The 21,941-nt window shown below is 38.6% G+C and carries 21 protein-coding genes; 9 read left to right on the top strand and 12 right to left on the bottom strand.

The window, feature by feature from the left end; genetic code table 11:
- Positions 1 to 36 precede the first annotated feature (36 nt).
- Together pnuC and greA are read right to left on the bottom strand one after the other, a co-directional pair.
- Positions 37 to 789: a nicotinamide riboside transporter PnuC gene (gene pnuC / locus SH603_RS10515; RefSeq protein WP_169471575.1), complete on the bottom strand. Its 753-nt coding sequence runs from the start codon at positions 787 to 789 to the stop codon at positions 37 to 39.
- A gap of 251 nt (positions 790 to 1,040) precedes the next feature.
- A complete protein-coding gene (gene greA / locus SH603_RS10510) occupies positions 1,041 to 1,538 on the bottom strand; it encodes a transcription elongation factor GreA (protein WP_169477398.1) in 498 nt (165 codons plus the stop codon).
- A gap of 106 nt (positions 1,539 to 1,644) precedes the next feature.
- Between greA and SH603_RS10505 the strand changes: the two genes are divergently transcribed.
- From SH603_RS10505 to ltrA, 3 genes are all read left to right on the top strand, one after another.
- On the top strand, positions 1,645 to 2,766 hold the full coding sequence (locus SH603_RS10505) for a hypothetical protein (protein WP_169477397.1): 1,122 nt from the start codon (positions 1,645 to 1,647) through the stop codon (positions 2,764 to 2,766).
- 22 nt (positions 2,767 to 2,788) lie between these two features.
- Positions 2,789 to 3,115: a hypothetical protein gene (locus tag SH603_RS10500; RefSeq protein WP_169472516.1), complete on the top strand. Its 327-nt coding sequence runs from the start codon at positions 2,789 to 2,791 to the stop codon at positions 3,113 to 3,115.
- A gap of 658 nt (positions 3,116 to 3,773) precedes the next feature.
- Positions 3,774 to 5,156 carry a group II intron reverse transcriptase/maturase gene (gene ltrA, locus SH603_RS10495; protein WP_321533904.1) on the top strand — a complete coding sequence of 461 codons (1,383 nt, stop codon included), beginning with the start codon at positions 3,774 to 3,776 and terminating at the stop codon, positions 5,154 to 5,156.
- 86 nt (positions 5,157 to 5,242) lie between these two features.
- On the opposite strand, the gene SH603_RS10490 is transcribed toward ltrA, so the two are convergent.
- The 4 genes from SH603_RS10490 to SH603_RS10475 are packed head-to-tail and all read right to left on the bottom strand — an operon-like array spanning position 5,243 to position 7,803.
- Positions 5,243 to 5,467 (bottom strand): hypothetical protein, encoded by a 225-nt coding sequence (locus SH603_RS10490; protein ID WP_113897172.1) that lies wholly within the window; start codon positions 5,465 to 5,467, stop codon positions 5,243 to 5,245.
- Positions 5,468 to 5,480: 13 nt separating this feature from the next.
- A complete protein-coding gene (locus SH603_RS10485) occupies positions 5,481 to 5,987 on the bottom strand; it encodes a YbhB/YbcL family Raf kinase inhibitor-like protein (RefSeq protein ID WP_169473083.1) in 507 nt (168 codons plus the stop codon).
- Between the two features lie 35 nt (positions 5,988 to 6,022).
- A complete protein-coding gene (locus tag SH603_RS10480; protein ID WP_169477843.1) occupies positions 6,023 to 6,805 on the bottom strand; it encodes a tyrosine-protein phosphatase in 783 nt (260 codons plus the stop codon).
- Positions 6,806 to 6,834: 29 nt separating this feature from the next.
- Entirely contained in the window at positions 6,835 to 7,803 is a 969-nt protein-coding gene (locus tag SH603_RS10475) for an SGNH/GDSL hydrolase family protein (RefSeq protein ID WP_169470960.1), read from the bottom strand.
- 194 nt (positions 7,804 to 7,997) lie between these two features.
- On the opposite strand from SH603_RS10475, the gene SH603_RS10470 reads away from it, so the two are divergent.
- Genes SH603_RS10470 through SH603_RS10460 form a run of 3 tightly spaced genes read left to right on the top strand, consistent with a single transcriptional unit; the run spans position 7,998 to position 11,684 of the window.
- The gene (locus tag SH603_RS10470; protein ID WP_321533939.1) at positions 7,998 to 9,176 is read left to right on the top strand and encodes a galactokinase; all 1,179 of its coding nucleotides are present in this window, start codon (positions 7,998 to 8,000) and stop codon (positions 9,174 to 9,176) included.
- Between the two features lie 26 nt (positions 9,177 to 9,202).
- A complete protein-coding gene (locus SH603_RS10465; protein WP_321533938.1) occupies positions 9,203 to 10,654 on the top strand; it encodes a UDP-glucose--hexose-1-phosphate uridylyltransferase in 1,452 nt (483 codons plus the stop codon).
- Between the two features lie 37 nt (positions 10,655 to 10,691).
- Complete coding sequence (locus SH603_RS10460; protein WP_169470957.1) at positions 10,692 to 11,684, top strand: LacI family DNA-binding transcriptional regulator; 993 nt, start codon at positions 10,692 to 10,694, stop codon at positions 11,682 to 11,684.
- A gap of 68 nt (positions 11,685 to 11,752) precedes the next feature.
- On the opposite strand, the gene SH603_RS10455 is transcribed toward SH603_RS10460, so the two are convergent.
- The gene (locus SH603_RS10455; protein WP_321533937.1) at positions 11,753 to 12,364 is read right to left on the bottom strand and encodes a DedA family protein; all 612 of its coding nucleotides are present in this window, start codon (positions 12,362 to 12,364) and stop codon (positions 11,753 to 11,755) included.
- 249 nt (positions 12,365 to 12,613) lie between these two features.
- Here SH603_RS10455 and SH603_RS10450 point away from each other — a divergent pair, with 249 nt between their 5' ends.
- Complete coding sequence (locus tag SH603_RS10450; protein WP_321533936.1) at positions 12,614 to 13,927, top strand: cation:dicarboxylate symporter family transporter; 1,314 nt, start codon at positions 12,614 to 12,616, stop codon at positions 13,925 to 13,927.
- 188 nt (positions 13,928 to 14,115) lie between these two features.
- On the opposite strand, the gene SH603_RS10445 is transcribed toward SH603_RS10450, so the two are convergent.
- On the bottom strand, positions 14,116 to 14,586 hold the full coding sequence (locus SH603_RS10445) for an Lrp/AsnC family transcriptional regulator (RefSeq protein ID WP_153702792.1): 471 nt from the start codon (positions 14,584 to 14,586) through the stop codon (positions 14,116 to 14,118).
- A 165-nt stretch (positions 14,587 to 14,751) separates the two neighbouring features.
- Entirely contained in the window at positions 14,752 to 15,720 is a 969-nt protein-coding gene (locus SH603_RS10440; RefSeq protein ID WP_003668074.1) for an IS30 family transposase, read from the bottom strand.
- A 149-nt stretch (positions 15,721 to 15,869) separates the two neighbouring features.
- Here SH603_RS10440 and SH603_RS10435 point away from each other — a divergent pair, with 149 nt between their 5' ends.
- Positions 15,870 to 16,334 carry a universal stress protein gene (locus tag SH603_RS10435; protein ID WP_086132091.1) on the top strand — a complete coding sequence of 155 codons (465 nt, stop codon included), beginning with the start codon at positions 15,870 to 15,872 and terminating at the stop codon, positions 16,332 to 16,334.
- A gap of 80 nt (positions 16,335 to 16,414) precedes the next feature.
- On the top strand, positions 16,415 to 17,521 hold the full coding sequence (locus SH603_RS10430) for a low temperature requirement protein A (RefSeq protein WP_169473087.1): 1,107 nt from the start codon (positions 16,415 to 16,417) through the stop codon (positions 17,519 to 17,521).
- A 189-nt stretch (positions 17,522 to 17,710) separates the two neighbouring features.
- On the opposite strand, the gene SH603_RS10425 is transcribed toward SH603_RS10430, so the two are convergent.
- From SH603_RS10425 to SH603_RS10415, 3 genes are all read right to left on the bottom strand, one after another.
- Positions 17,711 to 19,657: a glycoside-pentoside-hexuronide (GPH):cation symporter gene (locus SH603_RS10425; RefSeq protein WP_321533935.1), complete on the bottom strand. Its 1,947-nt coding sequence runs from the start codon at positions 19,655 to 19,657 to the stop codon at positions 17,711 to 17,713.
- A gap of 122 nt (positions 19,658 to 19,779) precedes the next feature.
- Positions 19,780 to 20,046: a hypothetical protein gene (locus tag SH603_RS10420; protein WP_169473089.1), complete on the bottom strand. Its 267-nt coding sequence runs from the start codon at positions 20,044 to 20,046 to the stop codon at positions 19,780 to 19,782.
- A gap of 53 nt (positions 20,047 to 20,099) precedes the next feature.
- Complete coding sequence (locus tag SH603_RS10415) at positions 20,100 to 21,797, bottom strand: IS1182 family transposase (RefSeq protein WP_321533934.1); 1,698 nt, start codon at positions 21,795 to 21,797, stop codon at positions 20,100 to 20,102.
- Between the last annotated feature and the right edge of the window lie 144 nt (positions 21,798 to 21,941).

Below are 21,941 nucleotides of genomic sequence, written 5' to 3'. Positions count from 1 at the left end.
TTGACTGAATTTTCAATCTCTTTGCTGTTTTTAGATTTATTCTAAGCCCAATTCTTTGGCATAGGCTGCTTCTTCCTTACTGAGACGTTGACGTTCACGTTCGTTGTACCATGGTGAAATGGTAAAGGCGAGAACATCATTAATAAGGTAAATTGAGCTGTTAACGGCCATTGCTAAAGTGGCAGATCCTTGCTTGTAAGAAACAAACCAGAGTACTAGTTGTGCAAGACCAGATGCAAGCCACCAGAAATATTGGTTGTTAAAACGCAAGAAGCAAATAACACCAGCGGAAAGACTGATGGAAAAGCTTATTGCATCAATCCATGGTCGTGGATCGTCAGTAAGATGACCGATTAAATAACCAGAAACAAAATAAACAATAATTGTTGCAATGATGGCAACCGTCCATGAACGAGCATTGAATTTACGGATCTTTGATGCCATGTTAACATTCCAATTTGCGGAAAGTAATACTGGTAAATCGAGGGTAATAACATAGGCGATTTGTTCGGCAATACTTAAATAATTTTTAGCACTAAAACCAGCAATGATGAAACATAATGCTGATAAAATACCTAAGAAACCATTTACCGACTTAGCAGCATTGATTGCTAAAACGCAAAGTACTCCAAGCGTGGTTCCAATAAATGTAATGACAGTTACCCACGTTATTGGAGCACTAACTAAAGTCATTACCTGACAGCCAAGACTGAAAAAGAATAGGTAATAATTTTGTTGTGGCCAGCCCTTTAATTGGTGGGTAAGAAATTTAAAATAATCGCTAATCATTAATATAACTCCCTCTACTATATGTTGTACAATTTTATGGTTACCACCGGCTAGTAACACAAGATATTGTGGATGCAAAAAAAGCAACGTTTAATAGTATACCGGGTCAAAATCAGGGATGCAATACCCTAAAGTTTATTTAATCAGTCGCTTAGATTAAGTAAAGGGCGGAAGATTAACTCTATCGTTGAAAATAATAAATTTAAAAATTTCCTTTAGCGGATTACGGAACATCGAATGACTTATCAACACTATAATTCAACTTTAACAATTTTAACTTTATATGAAGATTGTGGAGCTTCAACAGTTACAGTTGTCCCAGCTGTTTTGTGAAGAAGGGCTTGACCAAAGGGAGAATCAAAGGAGATTTTTTGTTTGGCAAGATCAGCTTCCTGCTTTCCCACAATATGATAAGTTTCTTGTTCATGGTCATCCTCAAATTCAATTGTCACGGTTGTCCCTAAATCAATAGTGTGATCATTCTTGGGGGTCACAATTTCAGCATATTGAAGTTGTTTATTGAGGTACCGAAGCCTGCTCTCAAGGTGACGTAATTCACGCTTAGCAGTACTATATTCCGTATTTTCGGATAAGTCACCAAGAGCACGAGCTGCTTTTAATTGTTCAATTTTTGCGGGTCTTTGCTGTTGTAATTTTGCAATTTGTTCTTCAATTTCATGATAGCCATTGGCAGTCATTTTTTGAAAATAGACATTTTTCATTGCTTCTTGGATCTTTTTTCGTTGCATTGGTATAGTTTCTCCTTGTATATTAGCAATCTTGTTATATTTACTAGATATAATTATGATATGATAGAAAGGAAAATTCAATTTGGAGACGGAGGATATATAGATAATGAACGAACAAGAACAACATATTGACCAGTTTCTTACTTCGTCCAACTATCATCAGTTATCTGCTAATCAGCAAAAGCATGCACAGGATATTTTGACGCGTTTTAATAACCAGATGGCAAATGATCAGCATTTGACCGATACTACTTGGACACCAGAAGCAGTAAAAGCGGTCATGGTCGGGGAATTTATCGCTGATCCAGCACTAACTAATCAATTTGGAATTGCGGTTGTTCCAGTTTTGCGAGCTTATCAAGAATTTTTGAAAGTTGAAAATCTTGCGGAAGTTGTAAAAGCAATGGAAGAACAACGGACAAAGATGAACGAGTGTCGGAAAGCACATAAGACGTGGGCACAATTACATGGGGATGCAGAGAATGACAAAGCAGAAGCAACCCCGGTTCAAGCAAGTCCTGCTAAAAAAGAGATTGCATGGACACCGGAGAAGTTCAAGGACTTATTAGCAAACGTGCAACAAGCTATTAAGTCGGCTTCCCAATTCAATAATCTTGAATTAGATGATGTTGAGTTGAACTATGTTGTGCAAGAGTTCTTGGAATTAATGGTTCAAGAATGCAATGAATATCCAGGTCAATGGACTTTCAGCAACTTGCAACGCGTATTAGGCATGATGATGCCATTAGATCCACATATTTCAATTAAGCAAATTCACAACATCGTACCGAGCGCGCAAGCCTTGTTTGAATACTTGAAGCAAAATGATTATATTAACATGGATCAATACAAGCTGGGCTTAAAGGCAATTGCTAATATGCAACCATCAGAAGACATGCTTGCCTCATTAAATCGTGATGAGCGGGAAACACAATTAGTTTTATCATTCATCAATAGTAATGGTATCGATACTGATGATGCAGAAGTGGCAGAAGCGTGGATGGACGATCATAAGCAGGAAGTTGCTGATTTTATGCGTGGCCTATTGAATCCATGGGGCGAATATGAACGTAAGCGCCTGCTCAAGCGTCAGCGCGAAATACAACAAAAACAACAAGTGGTTAAGCGTAGTGATAACCAAGTTGATTCACAATTAAAGCGGAAAAAGAAGTCCCTTCAAGGAATCAAGTTTAGTAAAAAGGCTCGGCGGAAATTACGTCGCCATTAATTTTTTAGAGGAGGAATCCACAATGAGCGTTGAAATTCCAAAAAATATGGAAGAAGTAGCAATGCAGCTGGCTCAACATCAAGTACGTGGTGAGCAAGTTGACGAAAAGGCTGTTATTCAAAATGCTGTTCGGGATATACTCCAAGCATTTCTTGATGAAGCTCTTGAAGGTCATTATGATGATGTGAAGTGGGATGGGGATGACCTAGTCGTTACAGATATTATGGGTGATGAAGCAGGACGCATTCAACCACAATCGAATTCGTTTGTTGATGACTTTAAGAACGATGCTGATTCATTAATTGAACGGCTTGAAAATGCGACAGCCAAAATTGTTGGTGGTCGTTAAGCTTTTTATCGAAATAGAAAATGGGAGTGGGACTAAACTCGCTTGCGAGTTTTTAGTCCCACTCCCGCAAGGATCGCTACGACGCGAAGCTAGCCTATTGGGGTGTTCTGGACGTTGATTTATCAACGTTCAGAATCCAGCCAGCTACTGCGTTTTGGCAGGTTATACTTTAAAATAGTAAAGAGGTTGGATTATTTTTCCAACCTCATTTTCTAGTGCGCCCGGCATGGGTATTAGCTAGGTGGTGAAAGTCCGCTATGGGCCGTAGTAGTCGGAACCATGAGCTGAGGACAAGGGTGTCCACCGTGAGGTGGAATCTGAAGGAAGTCTAAGGCAAAGTACTGCATCGATGAACAAGAAGTAGCTATAAGGCTGAAATTAACTGGATAAGGCTGCTAGACAAGTTGAAGTCCAATACTACTCGAAGTTGGTCTCAGTAAAGCTAACGATGACATGGTACGAAAGCTAATATTCTTACCCGGGGAGATCTGGCCTACACGTTTCCGACAAGAGGAATAAGTTTAATTTCCACAGAAACAAGCGGTGCAGTGATGCAGTGTTGAGTAAGCCAGAAGTCAGCCGAGGTCATAGTAGTTTGAATAATCAGATGAAGGACTGAACGACAATAACTTGTAACTTATATCGGAGGTGTAATCAGGTGCGACAATCGCAGAAAACAGAACAACAAGCTGACCGCTTGTCGAGGATAGGTTTGGAAAACCGAAAGTACACAAGGGCGCGTAGTACCGGTTATGGTGAAGGTAAAGGTATGAGTGTCACTATCCAAGACCTGGTCTTGGATCGCAATAACCTTAATCAGGCTTATTTGCGAGTTAAGAGAAATAAAGGAGCAGCAGGCGTTGACGATATGACAGTCAATGACCTTCTGCCATATCTCAGAGAAAATAAGACGGAACTGATCGCTAGTTTGCGTGAGGGCAAGTATAAACCAGCTCCAGTCAAACGGGTAGAAATTCCGAAGCCTAATGGTGGAGTAAGAAGACTTGGAATACCAACGGTGGTGGACCGAATGGTTCAACAAGCTGTAGCCCAAATTCTTACGCCTATCTTTGAGCGTATTTTCTCTGATAATAGCTTTGGCTTCCGTCCCCACCGTGGGGCCCATGACGCTATTTCAAAAGTAGTAGATCTTTATAATCAAGGTTATCGAAGAGTTGTCGACTTAGACCTAAAAGCCTATTTTGATAACGTTAATCATGACTTGATGATTAAGTATCTCCAACAATATATTGATGACCCATGGACACTAAGACTCATTCGTAAGTTTCTAACTAGCGGAGTCTTAGACCATGGGCTTTTCGCTAAGAGTGAAAAAGGAACCCCACAAGGAGGGCCATTGTCACCACTACTGGCGAACATCTATCTAAATGAGTTGGACGAAGAGTTGACTAGACGTGGTCACCACTTTGTGCGCTATGCGGATGATTGTAACATCTATGTTAAAAGTCAACGAGCCGGAGAACGAGTAATGCGAAGCATTACCCAGTTTCTAGAAAAGCGCTTGAAAGTTAAAGTGAACCCAGATAAAACCAAAGTCGGTAGCCCGCTACGGTTGAAGTTTCTTGGCTTTTCGTTGGGTGTAGACCACAATGGGGCCTACGCCCGTCCAGCTAAACAATCGCAACAACGAGTAAAGAAAGCACTGAAGTTATTAACTAAACGTAATCGTGGAATATCTCTGACAAGAATGTTTGAAGAAATTCATCGAAAAATGCGTGGGTGGCTTCAGTACTACTCAATTGGGAAACTAACTAACTTTATTCAACGCCTTGACAAGTGGTTGAGGGTCCGAATAAGGCAGTATATTTGGAAGCAATGGAAAAAGTTTAAAACTAAGGTAACTAACTTACAGAAGTTGGGGCTGCCCCAGCATGATGCATATGTCTTCGCTAGTACCCGAAAGGGCTACTGGCGAACTGCACATAGTAAGACCTTGAGCTATTCTCTAACTAATAGAAAACTGGAACAACTCGGACTTATGAATATGTCCAAGACGCTCCAGTCAATTCAATGTGATTAAGTTGTCGAACCGCCGTATACGGAACCGTACGTACGGTGGTGTGAGAGGTCGATAATTGAACTAATCAATTATCTCCTACTCGATTTTTAAAGACGATTTTTAATTTCGTAGGGCTTTGACTTCTTGTGTTCAGCTGGTAAGGCATCCTTAGCATAAAAAATTGCGTATTCTTTATCGTTAGGATCTTTAGCGATGACAAGTTCGTCATTGTGACGTGCTTGTTTAAAAATTTGCCCCTTTCGAACAGCTTCATTATAGTCATGAATATTAGCGACTGAATCGCCTGGATTAAAGAAGATTCTTGTTTCCATTATAAGTTCCTCCTCATGCACGACTTGGTAAATCAATTTGTGCTTTTGCTAGAATATGACCCTTGGCCGCGTGGATAAAGTCATTAAGCCAGTATTTATTTTCTAAGGGTAAAGTATCATCTAATGCAAACACCATTAAAGTATAATCATGAGTTTTGTCGGGAGGTTGTGGACCCACATAACCACTAGTAATCAATGGGTTTCCATTAACCAACGAGCCGGCATTGCTATTATTTCCCTGAACAAATTTATCTGCTAATTCTCGACTAGCATTTGCAGGAATGGTTGTTAACGTTGCTGGAATGTTGGCAGCTAACCAGTGGATCCAAGTAAAACCACAGACAGGTGTTGAGTCATAATCAATAAAGACGAGTGCAAATGTCTTTGTATCTGCTGGTGCGTCGGTAATTTTAATTGGAAATGACTTGATTGGATGGTCAGCTAGCATGTCAGCTATGGGCGCATATTTACCATATTCATCTGCTAACATCCCATTAATTAATGGTACTGAGATTTGCATAAAAATTCCTCCTTATAAGACAATTATAATCGACCCTAATTTAAATACAATTTTCGTAAATCTTTTATTTCGGTAGGCGTAATATCAAGGTAATTATTAAGATATTGATTAACGTTTCCGTAATTTTGGGTAATGCTTTTGATTGCTGTATTTAGGTAATCAGGAGCTACTGAGGCAAGGGCAGCCCGATTTGTCACTAGTGCCTCGCTAGCGCCATGATTACGCATATCTTGCAACCAGTGATTACGGAACTCCTGAGTAACAGTATTCGTTAACAGGTAATCTTCCATAATAATCTTTTGCTCAACCCCGAGGGCACTGAGGATAAGATAAGTAGCCATCCCTGTCCGATCTTTACCAGCAGTACAATGAAATAGCAAGGCACCGCGTTCATTATTCAATAAGAGATTAAATAATTTCTGGTAAGCTTGCTTGGCTGAAGCAGCCGTAGTCATTCGGTGATAAACATCAATCATATGGTGATAACCGTTTCCTGGCTGTTGCATCTGCGCGGCGATTTCTTCATCACTATGCGAGGCATCTGTTTCGTCGGCTTCGAAAACAGGCAAATGATAATACTTTGCTTGGGAGGGCACTCGATCAGGGTCTTTCTTTACTTCATCGGGAGCGCGGAGGTCGATATCTAGAGAAATAGGAATATTATCTAAAACAGTGAGATCAGTTTGATCCAAACGAGCAAGTGAGCCTGTACGGATAAGCCGATGCCATTTGATTTGATGCCCATCTGCTGTTGGATAACCTCCAAGATCACGAAAATTATAGCCATTCTTTATTGGAAGTAAGCGTTGGTTAGCCATGAGAATCCTCCTCGTATTAACTCTTATTACTATTGTACACTGAATTGAGATAAAAGAGGTTGTAAAGCTTGTGCAAGCATTTTTCCTTCCGCGATAGCGCCAGCTTGATCAGGATGGAGCCCATCAGTGAAACTATGGTGCCAAGTTTTGGTTTCAATTATCGAACATTCATGTTTAATGGCGATTTTTCGAATCTCAGAAGCAAAAGTCTGACTAAAAGGAATCATGATTGCTAAAGGAGCATGGGGAAAGGTTAGCTTAACTTGCTGGATAAAAAGGTCGAAAGCGGCAATAAACTGGGCTAAGGGAAAACGACGGTCATTAACGCCTAAATTAATTACGTTGAGATCAGGATGATTAGGCGTCCATGATGTTTGAGCATCAATTTTTCCTAAAAAGACATCGGCAGTTGGTACCCCGCCAGTAGCAGGTCTTAGCACTCCTCCAGCAGAGTAAGCTATTCGAACACTATCGACGTTAAGCAGGTCTGCACAGATTCCCGCATAGTTAGTTTCTGGTCGGTAGTCAGCGGCAGGGTGATTGCCAACTACCCAACAACCGGCCGTGATTGAATCACCGATAAAGTTGACCACAGGACGCTGCGGGGCTGCCATAATTTCGCCGTTATCGAGATAAATGTTTTTAATTGCAAAGCCTTCATTACCTTGCCACACTTCGTCAATGTCGGAATTACCGGCTGCCATTATTTCGATGGTATGTAATGTCGAATCAAGTGGAATATCAATTTTTTCTAAGCTAGCTTGTACCCGTTGCCACTTTCCGCCATCAATTCGAAAAGCAAACACTTGGCTAGGAGATAGGGGATTTTGATTTGGCAAAACAGCAATTTGACATTTTTTAGCATTCGAAATCTTAAAACGAAGGTTGCTGCCAAGGTTAGTGGTGTATAAGGTAGGCATATTATTAATCTTTTTAACGGTCCAGCGTCCAGTACGTGAAGCAAATTTAATTAGATCGGTTGGTTGATATTTCTTCATTTGAATCCTCCAATTATTTATAACAAGTGTAGCATTAAAAGATGGATCGTGTATATCAACTTCGCTTTCGTGTAATCGTTTTCTTTGTTGTATTGATTTATTTGTAAACGCTTATTGACGGGGTGGTTAAAAAGTAGTAAATTATATTTAGTAAAAGTTTACTAATGTTTGTTTGATGTATGGAGGTTATTCTGATGGATAAGCAACAATTTTTAGCTGAATACCAAGATGTATTTAAGGAACCGGGGAAGGATGTATTTTTCTCACCAGGACGGATTAATGTGATCGGGGAACATACTGATTATAATGGCGGTCATGTTTTCCCATGTGCAATCAGTATTGGAACCTATGGGGTATATGGACCGCGTGAGGACACAACAGTCGCCATTTACTCAGCTAATTCAGCAAAAGAAGAAGACAGTAAGATTATTACTTTTGACATTAATGATACAGAACCGCAAAGTGCTAAAGATGAAAAGTGGGTTAACTACTTTAAGGGGATGCTTGTTTATCTAAAGCAACGGGGCTTCAAGATTGATCACGGATTTAACTTATACATCCATGGTTTTCTTCCTTATGGTTCAGGCTTATCGTCATCAGCATCAATTGAAATGTTGATGGGTAATATTTTGAAAGATGAATTTAATCTTGATATCGATGAAATTGAATTAGTTAAACTTGGCCAAAAGACTGAAAATGACTTTGTTGGTCTTAATTCCGGAATCATGGACCAATTTGCTGTCGGAATGGGTAAAGAAAATAATGCAATTTATCTTGATTGTAATACCCTTGAATATAAGTATCTGTCACTTGAACTTGGTGACTATGAAATAGTTATCATGAGTACTAATAAGAATCACTCCTTAGCTGGTTCTAAATACAACGAACGGGTTCAAGAATGTGAAGAAGCAGTTAAACGCCTTAACAAGAAACTAAATATTAATAAGTTGGGTGAATTAGATTCCGATACATTTGACCAATACACTTACTTGATTGATAATGATACATTAATTCGTCGTGCCCGTCATGCAGTTAGTGAAAATGAACGGACAAAGAAAGCCATTGATGCAATGGAGAAGGGTGATCTTGAAGAATTAGGCCGCCTAATCAATGCTTCTCATGTATCACTTAAATACGATTATGAAGTGACTGGTAAAGAACTTGACACGTTAGCAGAAAACGCATGGGATCAACCAGGCTGCCTTGGTGCTCGAATGGTCGGCGGTGGGTTTGCCGGCAGTGCGATTGCTATTGTTAAAAAATCTGAAGCAGATAACTTTAAGAAAAACGTTGGCAAGATTTATCGTGACAAGATTGGTTACGATGCCAGTTTCTATGATGCTGAAGTTGTTGATGGACCACATAAGCTTTAATAGTATTTTAGTGGGGGAATGAGAAAATGAAGTTAATGGAAAAGTTTGCTGACCAAGTAATTGCTAGTGGAACTTATGAACTACTCGACCGGATCTATGTCTTAAACAAGATTCGGGGCTTTGTTGGTGATGAAGATGTTGAAGCTAAAGATGCTGAACCGGTTGTTAGCCAACTCATTGATCTAGCTGTTAAACGTGGCAAAATTGATGATGGTCAAACTGCTAAGGAAATTTTAAACGATCAGCTTTATGATTTGATGACCCCAACGCCATCAGTAGTCAATCATAAGTTCTGGGAAAAGTACCAGCAATCTCCATCAACCGCGACCAATTGGTTCTATAAGCTATGTACCAGCAACGATTATGTTAAAGTAGCTGCTATCAAGAAGAATGTTGTCTTTGATAAACCAACTAGGTACGGCAATCTTGAAATTACCATCAATCTTTCAAAACCGGAAAAGGATCCCAAAGCAATTGCAGCGGCTGCTCATGATACCGCTAAGAAGTACCCACAATGTGCCCTTTGCATGGAAAATGAGGGTTACAAGGGACGCCTTAGGCAAGCAGCACGAAGCAACCACCGTATTATTCGGATTACAGTAGGTGGCCAACAATGGGGATTCCAGTATTCTCCGTATGCTTACTTCCACGAACACTGTATCTTCCTCGATAGTAAGCACGAACCAATGAAGATCAATCGGCAAACTTTAATTAACCTGGTTGAAATCGAAAAGCAATTCCCGGACTATTTTGTTGGAAGTAACGCTGATTTACCAATTGTTGGTGGTTCAATGCTTGCTCATGAGCACTATCAAGGTGGTAAGCATATTTTCCCAATGATGAAAGCCTCCATTAAGAAAGAATTGAACTTTGCTGAATATCCAGCTGTTGATGCGGGAATTGTTAACTGGCCAATGAGTGATATTCGTTTAACTAGTACAGATGCTGAACAACTAATTGATCTTGGTACCCATATTATTAAGGTATGGGATCAATACAGTGATGAAAGTCTTGACATTAAAGCTTTTGATGGACAGACGCGGCACCATACTGTTACCCCTATCATGCATCGGGAGGGCGATAAGTTTGTTCTCAATTTAGTTTTGCGGGATAATAATACTAATGCTGAATATCCGCTCGGAATCTTCCATCCCCATGAAAAACTATGGCACATTAAAAAGGAAAATATTGGTTTAATTGAAGTGATGGGTCGAGCAATCTTACCAGCACGGCTCAAAGATGAATTAAATGAAGTCAAGAAGTTTTGGCTTGGCGCTGAAAATAAGATTGCAGATAGTCATCTTCCATGGGCAAAAGAAGTTCAGTCAAGGATTAATATCACCGCGGATAATGTCGATGAGGTTATGGAACAAGAGCTTGCTAATGTCTTTGCCAATGTTCTAGAAAATGCGGGAGTCTTTAAGGATGATACAGCTGGAAATGAAGGTTGGCAACGATTCGTTGATGCCTTAAAATAGTTTTAACCTAAAATGAAGAAAGGGGCGCTGAAGCAGTATGGCAGTAACATTACATGATATCGCGGATAAAGCAGGGGTATCTATTGCAACTGTATCGCGAATTTTAAATAATGATGTGACGCTTTCCGTAAATGAAAAGACACGTCAGCGGGTGTTAGCCACTGCTGAAGAGTTTAACTATACTAAGCATAAGCGAGCACGCAATAACCAAGTACAACGAGTAGCTGTTGTTCAATGGTATTCTCTTACGCAGGAATTGGATGATTTGTATTACATGGCGATTCGGATGGGAATCGAACGAGCAGCTCAACAACAGGGACTACAGACAGTTCCGGTTTATCAAAACAATATGGAGGAAATTCCTCGTGATGTTACGGGCATCATTGCGATTGGAAAGTTTAGTGATTCGCAAGTTCAAGCATTGCGGTTAGTAACTTCTAATATTGTGTTTGTTGATTACGATAGTTTGGCTGCCGGTTACGATTGCTTAGTACCGGACTTTGAAAATGCAGTGCGGTCAGTTATTTCAGAATTTGTTAGCGAAGGTATTAGCGATATTGGTATGTTAGCAGGAACTGAAAAGACAACGGACCAACAAATTGTTCCTGATTTACGGCGGTTCTATTTTGAAAGTAACTTGCGTCAACAAAACCTTTATCATCCAGAATTTATATTTGCTGGCGACTACACCTCGATGTCAGGATATAACGCGATGAAAAAGGCAATTGCGACGCTTGATGACCGTATGCCGCATGGAATCTTTGTAGCAAATGATCCGATGGCAGTTGGCGCGCTTAAAGCGATTCAAGAAGCCAAAATTAACGTTCCAAATCGAATCGCTCTAATTAGTTTTAATGATACGGCAATCGTTAAGTACGTTTATCCAAGTATGTCGGCAGTACATGTTGCCACTGATGAAATGGCGCATGCCGCAGTTGATATGATGATTAAACGGCTGCAGAATCCCAATAATGATCCATGTAAGACAGTTGTCGGCACTCACTTGATCAAACGGCAAACAACCCGATAGCATATAAAAATGATTCAGTTTTAATAGTAATGGTGCTAAAACCTTTTGCTAATAAAAACTGAATCATTTTATTTTTTAATTCTTTTTTGATACCACCGATAAGCAAAGTATAAGCCAATGATCGCCATAATGATGATAGCAACAGTCGTGTAATCGTTGAAGATAATGACAATTTTATTCCATGATTGGCCGACCCAAGCACCAAGAACGACAAGCAGTGTGTTCCAGATGGCGCTCCCGATAGTAGTAAGAAGGTAAAATTTTCCTAATGAAGTCTGAGCGATCCCTGCAGGAATAGAGATTAGACTGCGGATAACAGGAATGCAGCGGCCATAAAGAATGCCGCCTGTCCCATGTTTATTAAACCAATCGACTGCTTTTTTAGCATCATCTTGATGAAAGCCTAAAAGCTTAAATAAGCGGTGTCCGAGTAAGTGTTCAAGGCGGGTAACAGTTAACTGGCGACCAAGAGCATATAAGATAAGTGCCCCGATAAGCGAGCCAATTGTTGCGGCGATAATTACACCAATACTTGATAATGAAGTGGTGGTCGTCATGAATCCGCTCATTGTAAGGATAATTTCGGATGGTAGCGGTGGAAAGACATTTTCAAGGGCAATTAGTAAGGCAATCGCAAAATAACCAAACTGATTAATAAATTCCGTTATCCAAGCGTTCATAAATTACTCCTATTCAATTAAATATTCTCTAAACACTCTATCATATTGGAGAAATACTTAGTAGCGGTCTTATTTTTCTTTAGTGAAAATTACGAATTATAAATTAGAATTATTATATTGAAGTGAATAAAATACCTAGAAAGAGCAAAAAGTGTTCGGATTTAATTAAATAAAATCTTAAAAATTGCTAAAATCTTACTAAAAATGTGCTAAAGTATAATAAGACTACATAAGGGAGATTGATATAAAGTGAAGCGATATCGTTTCGGACGCCTCAGTATGGGCTGGCAAATTATGATTGGGCTGGCCCTTGGTATTATTTGTGGATTAATTTTCTATCAAAATAAGGGTGCCATCACTGTTATGCAGAGCTTAGGAACAATTTTTATCCGGCTGATTCAAATGATCGTAATGCCAATTGTTGTTTCTTGCTTGACTGTTGGAATTGCTAATATTGGTGATATTAGAAAGTTAGGACGGATTGGTGGAAAAACATTAATTTATTTTGAAGTTTTAACCACAATTGCGTTAATTTTAGGGATCGTAATGGCTAACATTACCCATCCAGGTTCGTTTATTGATATTCATAAACTTCATGCAACTGATATTTCGCAATATATGTCCACTGCAAAATCGGCAGAACATAGTAGCGGATTCTGGCCATTAATTTTGTCGATTATTCCAACGAACATTTTTAAATCCATGTCTGATGGTGACATGATGCCTGTTATTCTGTTCTCAGTTCTTTTCGGATTAGGAATTGCAGCTGTTGGGGAAAAGGCTAAAATTTTAATTGATGTATTAAATGCAGTTTCAGAAGTTATGTTCAAAGTTACTAATTGGGTCATGAAGTTTGCACCAATTGGGGTCTTTGGTTTAATTGGAATGACAATCGCCGAAATGGGTATTAGTGCTCTGCTGCCATTAGGATTATTTATTGTGATTGCGTATGTGACAATGTTAATCTTTATTATTGTTGTCCTCGGTATTACTGCTCATATATTCCATTTACGTTATTGGAAGACGATGCGCGCTATCCTTGATGAGATTGTCTTGGCATTTACTACTGCTAGTTCAGAAGTTACGTTGCCTCGCTTGATGAAAAAGACGCACGAGATGGGGGTAAGCAAGGGGATTACAACTTTTGTTATCCCAACTGGTTATACTTTTAACCTTGATGGATCTGCAATTTATCAATCATTAGCAGCGATCTTTTTAGCACAAGCATATGGACTTCATCTTAGTATTTCTCACCAAATTACTCTGCTGGTTGTTTTGATGATTACTAGTAAGGGAATGGCTGGGGTTCCAGGAGCTTCTTTTGTTGTATTGCTTGCTAGTGTTTCTACAATTGGGGTTCCAATGGCTGGTTTGACTTTCATTGCCGGAATTGATCGTTTCGTTGATATGGGACGAACTGCCGTAAACGTGGTCGGTAATTCAATTGCCACACTTGTTATCGGTGAATCTGAAGGTGCGCTTGACCGTGAAAAATATAATGCATATTTAGATAATTACGGAAAAGAAAAGACACCGACAGAAACTGATGCTGAAGTCGAATAAGAAACATAAGGGAGCGAGACAGAAGTCACTTGTGACTTCGTTTTTCGACGCGAAGCTAGCCTCTGGGAGCCCCCGCAAGCAACAATAGGCCTCTAATGTTCGGTTTTGCCGGACGTTAGAGGCCTATTGTTGTACTGCGTATTTGCTTTTTATGAAAGTAACTTAACTTATGTCACAGTCCCTTATCTTTATACTTCTTCTGAATTGGCAGTATCTTTTGCTGATGCTAACTTAACTCCCCGGTGCTCCACGCTTGTACTAAATACGATTTGTGTACTTGTCTTTCCAAAACGTTGTTGAATCGTATTGATAAAGTCATCTAAATCGGTGGTAGAAGGAAAAACAACTTCCATAATTTCTGAATAATCACCAGTTACACAGTTGCATTCGATCACATTGGGAATTTGTTGAATGTAGGGGTAAAATTCTTGTTTTTGGCGAGGCTCAAGCTGCACCTGAATAAAAGCTTTAACATGAAAGTTGATTTTTTCCATGTTAACACTTGTATGGTAGCCAGTAATAATCCCATTTCGTTCAAGTTTATTGATTCGCGCCGCAATTGCTGGTGATGAAATAAAACATTCTTTAGAGAGTTCTTTCAAAGAAGCACGGGCGTTTTTTTGAAGAAGGTTAATAATCTTCCTATCGATCTTGTCCATAAGATGCGGCCTCACTTTCAAATATTAAAGGTATATTGGATATATTAAGATTACTCTAATTAAAGATTAATGTATAGTCTAAATTTTAGGAAATTTGGAATTTTATCTGAGGTCAGTATTATTCTGGTTTCCTTCGCTTTATTCTTCCTGAAATGTCAATTTAAATTAGAAAAAAGGTGAAAGTTGTTCTTCTGTGACATGACTCAAGAATACTTCTAATGGTGTACGATAATTTAGAGATTTTCGTGGGATATTGTTGCGACGATGCATTAGCTGAGTGACTAGTTCGTCTGGTAAATCGCGAAAATCTAGCTTTTTACTAAGACCATCACGACGCAAGAGGCCGTTATTATTTTCGTTTAACCCTCGTTGATTGGGAGCACCGACTTCCGCAAAATAGGTGTGAAGATCATACTTATTGGCTATTTCTCGCCATCCAGCAAATTCTTTCCCGTTATCAAAAGTAATTGATTTAACAAAGTGACGTGGCAGTTTAGCGAGCCATTGATCAAGCTGGCAATTCACTGCTTCGTCTGTTTTATGATGAATATTAAGGACAATCATTACTTTGGATTGTCGCTCTACTAGCGTCATTACCGCTCCGCGGTGAGCTTTACCTTGAACTGTATCAGCTTCAAAGTGCCCAAATTCATGTTGGTAATGCGGAAAATCACGATATCGTTGATAGATACTGCGTCCTAATTGGCCAGCTTTACCACGATGTTCCACATAGCCATTGGGATGGCGTTTTCCTTTCATCGGTAGCTGTTTAACGGAAAAGCCATACTGATTGCGGGCAAACATGCGATAAAGGGTGCGCATACTGCAGCTAATTGGGTGTTCATGACGACCAATAATAGTATCAGGAGTCCAACCTGCCTTGATTTGCGCATGGATATAGTTAACTTCGATAGTTGGCAGTTGGGTCTGCTTCCGACCACAACGACGCTTATGTCGCTGATAAGTCTGAAGATATTGGTCGATGGTTTTACCGTCGTTGAGGAAACGATAAACACGATAGATGGTTTCTTGACTACGCTGAAGTAATTTAGCAGCCCGATAAGCTTTAGTACCTTGATACCAAAAATCAGCTATGAGAGTTAATTCACGTGTGGTAAGATGTTTATAGGTCATTTGTGATTGCCTTTCTTTTGATTAGGAATATTCAAAAGTCTATCACAAATGGCTTTTTACTTTTTCTAACTTAATTTTACAAACGACGCTTTAAAAAAATGGTATAATTTAAGTAAAGACATTACTAATTTGTTTGGAGGTTCAAACCTATGGATCAAGAATACCAAAACATCCTAGTTCCAGTTGATGGTTCTCAGGAATCAGAATTTGCATTGCACCGCGCAATTGCAATCGCAAAGCGTAATGGTGCCCATATAGATATTTTAAATGTAATCGATACACGAGCAATGGCTTATAACTTTGCTGGTATGTCAGATGGAAGTATTGCTTATCAATTAGTTGATAAATCAAAGCAATACCTTGATGAATTGTTGAAAAATGCCAAGGATAAGGATGGCTTTGATAATCTTGATATCCACATTCGTCTTGGTAATCCAAAGACAATTATTTCGTTTGACTTCCCTCGTGACCACCACAACGACATGATTATTATCGGTGCTAGTGGATTATCACGGATGCAACGAGCCGTAATGGGTTCAGTTACGTCATACGTAAAGCGTAATGCACCTGTTGATGTGTTGGTTGTCCGGACTGATGTAGATCAGGTTAAATAGTCATTAAATATTATCGATGAGGGTTAGTGGTAGATATTACCATTAACTCTTTTTTTATAAAAAATGAAAGGTGTGTTATCGTGGCAGATGAAATTACTAAGCGTGTTTCCTTGGTAGAATTATTTTACGATTTAGTGTTCGTTTACATGGTTTCTCGAGCAACAGAAATGATTCACCACTTGCACCATGGGATTGTTGGATTACCGGTTTTAGGAATCTTTGCGATTGTCGTGATTGTATTTATTAATTCCTGGATGGTTCAGATGGTCTTTACAAATCGGTATGGGAAGCTGTCGGGAACAAATGTTATCTTTTCGTTCGTCGATATGGCAATTCTCTTGTATATGTCAAATTCGTTTTCAACAACATTTGATTGGCATTTAGCAATTTTTTTCATAGCTGCAGGGTTGTTATCGTTAACGTTATGTATCCAATATGTTTTAGTTTACTTTCAATCAGAAAAGAAGATAGATAAACAGATTACGCGAGCATTTGCTAGGATTTTAATTTTTAGGACTGTTACGCTTTTTATCGGTGGGATTTTTTATCAAAGCAGAGTTGGAGTGGGGATTGCTTTTGCTGGTATTATTATCAGTTGGATTGCGCCTGGCTTTACCGGAAAATATACAAAGCATCATCCCATCATCTTTTCGCACTTGCTAGAACGGCTTACGGCATTAATTATCGTGATGTTTGGTGAGACGATTGTCGGTATTGCTGATTACTTTACCGCTGCAAATTTCTCAATTCAATCTATTCTTATTTTTACTACAGTTGCAGCGCTATTCTTTACCTACATTGTTGAATTTGACCATTTAATTAATGAACATCAACGTCATGAGACCGGAAATTTAATGATCTATCTTCATTACTTTATTTTATTTGGTCTTAGCCTAATAACTGTGGCAATGAAATTTATTGATGATGCAGAGGCACATCCGCGATTTGCGGTAACTTGCATGTACCTGGGTTTTGCCTTGTTTTATATTGGCCTTGCAATTGCTAACTATTACAATAAGGTAAAAGTAAATAAAACCGTTGTAAGTATTTTTATTGTTTCAACAATTGCCGGTTTTGGAATTTCCTGGTTTTATTCAGCGTTTACGCCTGTGGTTATTATTATGACTGCTGTAACGTTGATTAATGCTGTAACGTTAACAAGATTTAGAATAAAATATGTAGATTAAAAGGGAGTGGGACTAAACTCGCTTGCGAGTTTTTAGTCCCACTCCCGCAAGGATGGCTAGGTGTTCTGGACGTTGATTTATCAACGTTCATAATCCAGCCAGCTACTGCGTTCTGGCAGTTTATACTTTAAAATGGTAAAGAGGTTGGATTATTTTTCCAGCCTCTTTTTTAACAGAGAAGATATTTAATTACTTTTTAGTAACTTCCATAACGATATCAGTAGTAGTTACCTTTTCACCAGCATCCTTCAATAATTTAATATCGAAGTCTTTACTGTTAGTGACTGTTACCATGACAGTATCATCAAGGCCCGCTTTCTTGATTGCTGGGTCCCAGAATTCCATTAATTCGTCACCTTTGTCAAAGTGTTGATCCTTATCAAAGTAACTAATGAATCCAGTACCCCGAAGTTTAACGGTATCAATACCAACGTGGATCAGTAACATAATACCATTGTCAGATTCAAGTCCGATTGCGTGACGAGTAGAGAAGGTTGCTCGTACTGTTCCGCTAAATGGAGCAATTACTTTACCATCAGATGGTTTTATAGCGAATCCTTTACCCATGTTACCAGAAGCAAAGTTTTCATCGTTAACGTCTTTTAAGTTAACAAGCGTACCGGCAACTGGTGATGTAATATCAGTAACGCCAGGTTGTGGGGTAGGAGTAGATTCGCTTGTCGTGTCGTTATCATTGTTAAATTGCTTACCCCAAGTTTGTTCAAGCTTAGCAACGATTTGAGCATGTGACTTTTCATCAAGTTTAACTTTGAGTGCAAAGATGATAATACCGACAAGAATTAAAGCAATCGGAATTAAGAACATGTAAACCTTAAAGATGCTTACTCCATGAGCGGTAACAGTAGCTGCAGTAGCACCACCAGTCATACCGGCAGCAACAGTAGCAGCTCCAACAACACCGTTAGCAACTGCTCCACCAAACTTATCTAGTAATGGACGAACCGATAAGGTAAGTGATTCATCACGGTGTCCTAATTTTAATTGACCATATTCAACAGAGTCAGTAATTGTCATAAGAACAACTAAGAAGATAATTGGTTGTGGAATGAAGAATAATTCAGCACCGAGAAGAACTAATGCTAATGACTTACCGGCAAAGGCAAAGATCAATGCACCAAGCACTTCGATTGAAGCAGCACCATAGAATAGTTTGTGTCGACCGATCTTTCCAGAGAATAATGGGAAAGCAAATACTGAGATAACACCGACAATTGTGTTCAAACCACCAAGGATAGAGAAAGCCTTAGAATTACCAAGAATATAAGTAAAGTAGTAAAGTTCAAAACTATTTAATAGTGTTTGACCAGTAGTAAAGAATAGATAAGACATAGCGATAGCAAGAAGCTGATCATTCTTTACTAAGATCTTAAGGATATCCTTGAACTTAGTTTGTTCCTTGTTTTCACGAAGCAATGACTTTTGTTCGTGAGTAAACATCCCAACACCAATAGCAGTAATTGCTGAAATTGCAGCGACAATTGCGGCAAAGATGAACCAACCACGGTCATCACCGGTACCACCATTTTGGTTTACAGAGAAGAACAGAACCATTGGCATGATGACAAATCCGATAATCTGACCACCGATAGTTGAACCAACCCGGGCAAAGGTAGCTATTTTATCCCGTTCATGTGAATCGAATGACATTGCTGGAACCATTGACCAGAAACCAACGTCATTAAACGAGTAAAACACATCCATAACAATATAAATAATAGCAAAGATGATTAAGTAAAGGACTGGATTACTCGTGTTTAAGCCACCAAGCGGGGTAAAGAGGGCGGCAAGTAAGATGGCAGAAATAATACCACCACCAACAACCCATGGTTTAAATTTTCCCCAACGTGTATTAGTACGATCAATTGCGTTACCAATTAATGGGTCAATAAGTAATTCAACGATTCGTAAAACCATGATGATCATTGTGACGTACCAGACCATCTTGTTATCAAAGTGTTTATCACTCGAAGTAAACAAGTGTCCAGTAACATACATCATGAAATAAGTAGAAAGTAATACAAAGAAAGCGTCATGTCCGAATGCACCTAAAGAATAGGCTAAACGAGAGCGGACAACATGTGGGTCTTTCTGTGCAGTATCAATTTTTGCATCCATGTTAACTCCCCTTTTCTACAACAACATATAATATCTTACACGAATAATAGTAAGCGTTTTCATAGAAAAAGTCAATGCAATTTTAGTAAAGTTTTACGAAAAAGGAAGTAATATTAAAATAATTATTGATTGAAAGCGATCGCCATAACTTGGGCTTGAATAGTTTCTAACTCATCAGCATTTAAATTAATATATTTATTTACAAGGCGTTCATTTGCATGAAGATCGTTGACAAGAAAATCATGGATTGATGTAATGTTTATTCCAGCATGGCGTAAATGGAGAATTGTCATTGTAATTGCTAATTGTTCTGTTTTAGCAGCCGAAAGGGTAGCAGGGGCTGTTTCGATGACCCCTTGGTAATAGCCACTTATAAATGTTTTATTCATGATAATCACCTCTATGCTAATCAAACCACATTTCTATTTTCTTGTTAAGAAATTTAAAATAAAAGAGGCTGGGAATTAACTATTAAATTCCTTCCTCTGAATATTAAAATCCGAACCATAATTTTTGATTTTCCAGAAATTATGGTTCGGATTTTTCCTTTTTCAATTAATTTTGTCCCTGCTTGAGCTACTAACTTTCCCAATTTTGTTAAATTCATAGCCATTAGTGTAAATCCGGTGTCATTTTCCACAGCGCGTTGCCCACGTAAATGTGTTCGGCGTACGCCAAAATCCCTCTTCATGTGACCGAAAACGGGTTCAACGTCGTACTTACGTCGACGATAAATTGCCTTACCTTCGTCACTTGAGAGGGTTGCTTTAACTTTAGCTTTATAGTAATTCCAAGTTGGATTAACTTGCATATAGCGTTGACGTCCACTTGGTGTTTTCGCTAATTGATCTAATTGTACTGATAATTGATGTTTATCTGCCCGATAAAGTTTAAAATCACGTTTAAATCCATATTTATCAATTCTTCGACTGTAACGATAAAAACTAAAACGAACTCCTAGATGGTCAATGTAATAATCATCTTCGGCATTATATTGCCAGTTTTGTGATTTAGTTGGATCAGTTTTGTATTTTCGTTTCTGTTCCTTTTGGTAAGTCGTATATGGAATAACAGGCTGTTTTTCAAACTGATCAATAATTGTCGTGTAATTATATTCACTACCATACCCTGCATCAGCCACGATATGATCAAAGAAATCTAAAGAATGAAATTGAGCAAGAAATGGTACTAATGTTCTAGTATCTGTCGGATTAGAATATAAGGCATAATCAAGAACAAATTGATTGTGGGTAGCGATTTGTAAGTTGTATCCAGGTTTCAATTCTCGGTTTTTCATTGGATCTTCTTTCATACACATGAATGTGGCATCATGATCTGTTTTTGAAAAGCTATTGCGGCCCTTAAAAATATCTTCTGCTTCTTCATACTTATTAGCACGAGGTATAAAGTCTTCTTTTAATTGTCGACGAATCTTTTTTAAGAAACGGCGTCGTCGTTTCTTAACTGAACCACCCTTGATTACTTTAGGTTCTTGAGCTATTTCTTCATTCAATTCACTGATTTTATCATCAATATTTTCAGCCATAAGAGCCATTCCATTAGCGGTTTCCACTAGTTCTGGACTCATCGCTTTAACTACCCGTTTTTCGACTAAATCTTCGTAAAGTTTGATTGTTTTTTCTTTTAATTTTGCATGATATTTTTCAACAGCTCGACGCCAAGTAAATGAATACTTATTGGCATCTGCCTCAAGCTTTGTCCCATCAATAAAGAAAGCATCACTTTGAATTAGTCCGTGATCCTTTAATGCCATCGTAAAGTACACAAAAGAACGTTTGATTAAATTATTAGCGTGTTGACTTTGGCGAAAATTATTAATTGTATGGTAACTATAGGTATGATCACGTGCCAACCAACGCATTGGTAAATTCTCTTCAAGCATCAACTCAATTTTCCGACCAGAATAAGTTTGACGTGAATAGGCAAATAATAAAATTTTAAGCATAATCGCTGGATGAGAAAGTGGGCGACCGGTAGTCGCTACTTTGTCATCCAATAAAATTTCTTGTGGAATCGAATCTACAAAAGCATCAATCATACGTACAATATGTCTTGATGGAACATTATAATCATAATTTAGTACGAATTCTGTTTGCCCTGTGATATAATTTTGATACATGAAAATCGCTCCTCTTTGTTTGTTTTTAGGGGTAATTACATCATATCAGGAACGATTTCCTGTGTACATAAAAATCCGTACAATGAATCTTTGTAGAATTCATTGTACGGATTTTTATTTTCAACTAGGAGTTTTTTCCCGGCC

Origin of the sequence: Limosilactobacillus reuteri (genome assembly GCF_034259105.1) — a bacterium.
Taxonomy (GTDB): Bacteria; Bacillota; Bacilli; order Lactobacillales; family Lactobacillaceae; genus Limosilactobacillus; species Limosilactobacillus reuteri_G.
The sequence above is the reverse complement of the archived record's forward strand: the minus strand, read 5'-3'. Positions and strand labels throughout refer to the sequence as shown.

Bases quoted from the DNA above. Each gene is read 5' to 3' on its own strand.
- pnuC (WP_169471575.1), bottom strand. From the start codon at position 789: ATGATTAGCGATTATTTTAAATTTCTTACCCACCAATTAAAGGGCTGG.
- greA (WP_169477398.1), bottom strand. From the start codon at position 1,538: ATGCAACGAAAAAAGATCCAAGAAGCAATGAAAAATGTCTATTTTCAA.
- SH603_RS10505 (WP_169477397.1), top strand. From the start codon at position 1,645: ATGAACGAACAAGAACAACATATTGACCAGTTTCTTACTTCGTCCAAC.
- SH603_RS10500 (WP_169472516.1), top strand. From the start codon at position 2,789: ATGAGCGTTGAAATTCCAAAAAATATGGAAGAAGTAGCAATGCAGCTG.
- SH603_RS10490 (WP_113897172.1), bottom strand. From the start codon at position 5,467: ATGGAAACAAGAATCTTCTTTAATCCAGGCGATTCAGTCGCTAATATT.
- SH603_RS10485 (WP_169473083.1), bottom strand. From the start codon at position 5,987: ATGCAAATCTCAGTACCATTAATTAATGGGATGTTAGCAGATGAATAT.
- SH603_RS10480 (WP_169477843.1), bottom strand. From the start codon at position 6,805: ATGGCTAACCAACGCTTACTTCCAATAAAGAATGGCTATAATTTTCGT.
- SH603_RS10475 (WP_169470960.1), bottom strand. From the start codon at position 7,803: ATGAAGAAATATCAACCAACCGATCTAATTAAATTTGCTTCACGTACT.
- SH603_RS10470 (WP_321533939.1), top strand. From the start codon at position 7,998: ATGGATAAGCAACAATTTTTAGCTGAATACCAAGATGTATTTAAGGAA.
- SH603_RS10465 (WP_321533938.1), top strand. From the start codon at position 9,203: ATGAAGTTAATGGAAAAGTTTGCTGACCAAGTAATTGCTAGTGGAACT.
- SH603_RS10460 (WP_169470957.1), top strand. From the start codon at position 10,692: ATGGCAGTAACATTACATGATATCGCGGATAAAGCAGGGGTATCTATT.
- SH603_RS10455 (WP_321533937.1), bottom strand. From the start codon at position 12,364: ATGAACGCTTGGATAACGGAATTTATTAATCAGTTTGGTTATTTTGCG.
- SH603_RS10445 (WP_153702792.1), bottom strand. From the start codon at position 14,586: ATGGACAAGATCGATAGGAAGATTATTAACCTTCTTCAAAAAAACGCC.
- SH603_RS10440 (WP_003668074.1), bottom strand. From the start codon at position 15,720: ATGACCTATAAACATCTTACCACACGTGAATTAACTCTCATAGCTGAT.
- SH603_RS10435 (WP_086132091.1), top strand. From the start codon at position 15,870: ATGGATCAAGAATACCAAAACATCCTAGTTCCAGTTGATGGTTCTCAG.
- SH603_RS10425 (WP_321533935.1), bottom strand. From the start codon at position 19,657: ATGGATGCAAAAATTGATACTGCACAGAAAGACCCACATGTTGTCCGC.
- SH603_RS10420 (WP_169473089.1), bottom strand. From the start codon at position 20,046: ATGAATAAAACATTTATAAGTGGCTATTACCAAGGGGTCATCGAAACA.
- SH603_RS10415 (WP_321533934.1), bottom strand. From the start codon at position 21,797: ATGTATCAAAATTATATCACAGGGCAAACAGAATTCGTACTAAATTAT.